This window comes from Laedolimicola sp., assembly GCF_051972735.1.
Classification (GTDB): domain Bacteria; phylum Bacillota; class Clostridia; order Lachnospirales; family Lachnospiraceae; genus Laedolimicola; species Laedolimicola intestinihominis.
The window spans coordinates 1-2,563 of record NZ_JBOKYU010000086.1; the positions used below are offsets into that span (position 1 = coordinate 1).

The window sequence follows — 2,563 nt, forward strand, 5'->3', positions numbered from 1 at the left end:
ACTTTCTTCTTGTAAATTTTCTCAACGTCTGTATTCTGTCTGCGATAATGTCAGCCGCATAGTCCAGCTCTTCCTTTGTGGTCAGATCACTGAAGCTGAACCGGATCGTGGAATCCAAAAGCTCCTTCTTCACATGAATTGCCTTCAGTGTCTCGCTGACCGCCGGATGATTGGAAGCGCAGGCAGATCCGGAGGACACGTAAATGCCCTTATCCTCCAGAGAATGAAGCAATACCTCGCTTCGCACTCCCGCAAAGCTGACGCTGACGATGTGGGGCGCGCCCTCTCTGCCCTTCGGTCCGTTTACGATGGTTCCCTCTATCTTTTCGATCTCTTCGACAAAGTATTCCCGAAGCCCATACAGCCGCTCCATCTTCTCGTTGAAATCTGTATAAATCTCTTTTACGGCCTCGCCCAGCCCTGCGATACCCGGCACATTTTCCGTACCGGAGCGCAAGTCTCTCTGCTGACCGCCTCCGAAAAGAATCGGATGAATCTTCACGTGCTCGTCTACATACAGAATTCCCATGCCCTTGGGCCCATGAATCTTATGACCGCTGACACTCAGCATGTCAATACCCAGCTTTTTCGGCAGAATCCGGAACTTTCCGTAACCCTGCACCGCGTCCACATGGAACAAAATGGGTTTCTCCCGGTTTTTCAGAAGCTTTCCAATCTCCTCAATGGGCTGCACTGCGCCGATCTCATTATTTACATACATAACGGACACCAGAATAGTTTCATCGGTCAGAGCCGCTTCCAGATCCGCGATGCGCACCACGCCCTGTTCATCCACCGGCAGATACGTCACCTGAAAGCCCTGCTTTTCCAGCTCCTTCATGGTATTCAGGATGGCCGGATGCTCAATCCGGGTGGTAATCAGGTGCTTTCCCGCCCGCTGATTGGCATGGGCTGCGCCCATGAGCGCCAGGTTATCACTCTCTGTCCCGCCGGAGGTAAAATAGATCTCCTTGGGCTCCACCTTCAGATTCTTCGCAATGATTTCTTTCGCCTCGCGGACATATTTCTCCGCGTCTACACCCTTCTGATGTAAGGAGGACGGATTGCCGTAGTCCTCGGTCATGACCCTGTACATCAGCTTCGCTGCCTCCGGAAAGCAGCGGGTGGTGGCTGAATTGTCTAAGTAAACTTCCATATTATTCCTCTTTATTATTCTCTATGTTCACAGTCTTTTTCCCTTGCTCAAAAGCACTCGTCATACATGGGCTTACACCTGTAAAGTTTATTCTCTCGCTTATCTGATAGAAATCTTACAAGACAAAAACTATGAACCTGCATTTTTATTCTTCCAGCAGGTAACTCAGCATGGACATCACCGCCAACCCTGCCGTCTCGGTCCGCAGAATCCGTCTGCCCAGTGTAATAGCCCGGGCGCCTGCTGCCACTGCTTCCTCTACTTCGCTTTCTTCAAAGCCGCCCTCCGGGCCGATGAAAATACCTACGGACTGGCCGGGTCTGATTTCACCCATAACCCGCCTGGTTTCGGCCATATGCTCAGCCCGCTCATAAGGAATCAGAAGCACGTCCAGCTTCTTTGCCTCCTCCAGAGCCTTTTCAAAGGACATGATGCCGCTGACCTCGGGTATCACGCCCCGGCCGGACTGCTTGGCCGCGCTCTCCGAGATGGTATTCCAGCGCTTCAGCCGCGTCTGCTCCTTTTTTGCGTCCAGCTTCACCACAGCACGCTTCGTGGATACCGGAACAATCCGGTCCACTCCCAGCTCCACGCATTTCTGGACGATGAGATCCATCTTATCGCTTTTCGGAAGCCCCTGAAACAGGGTAACGGCTGAAGCAAGCTCCGCATTGCCGTCAAGCTTCCAGAGAATCTGGACGCGCACCTCATTTTCACCAAGTTCGGTAAGCTTACAGCGGTACTCCGCGCCTTGGCCGTCGGCGATCAGCACCTCTTCATCTGTCCGCATACGAAGGACATTCCGGATATGATTCACATCCGCGCCGGTGATTACGATTTCCTTTTCCCCGATCTGACCGGGTTCTGCAAAAAAACGATGCATCCTACTGCTCCTTACGGGCCGTTACGCTGACCCACTCGCCCTGATGGGTAACCTCCAATACGGTCAGACCGCATTTCTTCACAGTCTCCACCACCAGGTCTTCCTTGTCGTCTATAATACCAGAGGTAATGTAGACGCCGCCCGGCTTTAACTGGGACAGAATCACCGGCGTCAGCGGCACCAGTACCTCTGCCAGAATATTCGCCACTACGATATCATAGCATTCATAGCCAACCCGATCCTGAATCTCTTTCTCTGTGATGATATTGCCAATCATCATTTCAAAGGAAGCCGGATCGATGCCATTCACTTCCATATTTTCCCTTACAGCCTCTACCGCGCAGGGATCCAGATCGGTTCCTACCGCGTGCTTCGCTCCCAGCTTCAGGCTGATAATGGACAGAATGCCGCTGCCGGTTCCCACATCCAGAAGATGGATCTCCGTAAGGGGTTTGTCCGGAAGTTCCGCAAGGATTGCCTGCCGCCATTTTTCCCTCTGTTCTCCGGAAAGCTCTCCCTGATTG

Annotated in this window: 3 protein-coding genes; all 3 read right to left on the reverse strand. The window is 52.5% G+C overall.

Translation table 11 applies throughout. The features are described 5' to 3' along the window. Window positions 1-1,156, reverse strand: a 1,156-nt coding sequence (locus ACTRC3_RS11650) for a cysteine desulfurase family protein (RefSeq protein ID WP_440323180.1), incomplete at its 3' end; no start/stop codon positions are given. A 145-nt stretch (window positions 1,157-1,301) separates the two neighbouring features. After that, window positions 1,302-2,039: a 16S rRNA (uracil(1498)-N(3))-methyltransferase gene (locus tag ACTRC3_RS11655; protein WP_440323181.1), complete on the reverse strand. Its 738-nt coding sequence runs from the start codon at window positions 2,037-2,039 to the stop codon at window positions 1,302-1,304. Window position 2,040: 1 nt separating this feature from the next. Beyond that, window positions 2,041-2,563 (reverse strand): 50S ribosomal protein L11 methyltransferase (locus ACTRC3_RS11660; protein ID WP_440323182.1); only part of this gene is annotated, 523 nt, incomplete at its 5' end.

Excerpts from the sequence above, each read along its gene's own strand:
- ACTRC3_RS11655 (WP_440323181.1), bottom strand. The coding sequence starts at position 2,039 with ATGCATCGTTTTTTTGCAGAACCCGGTCAGATCGGGGAAAAGGAAATC.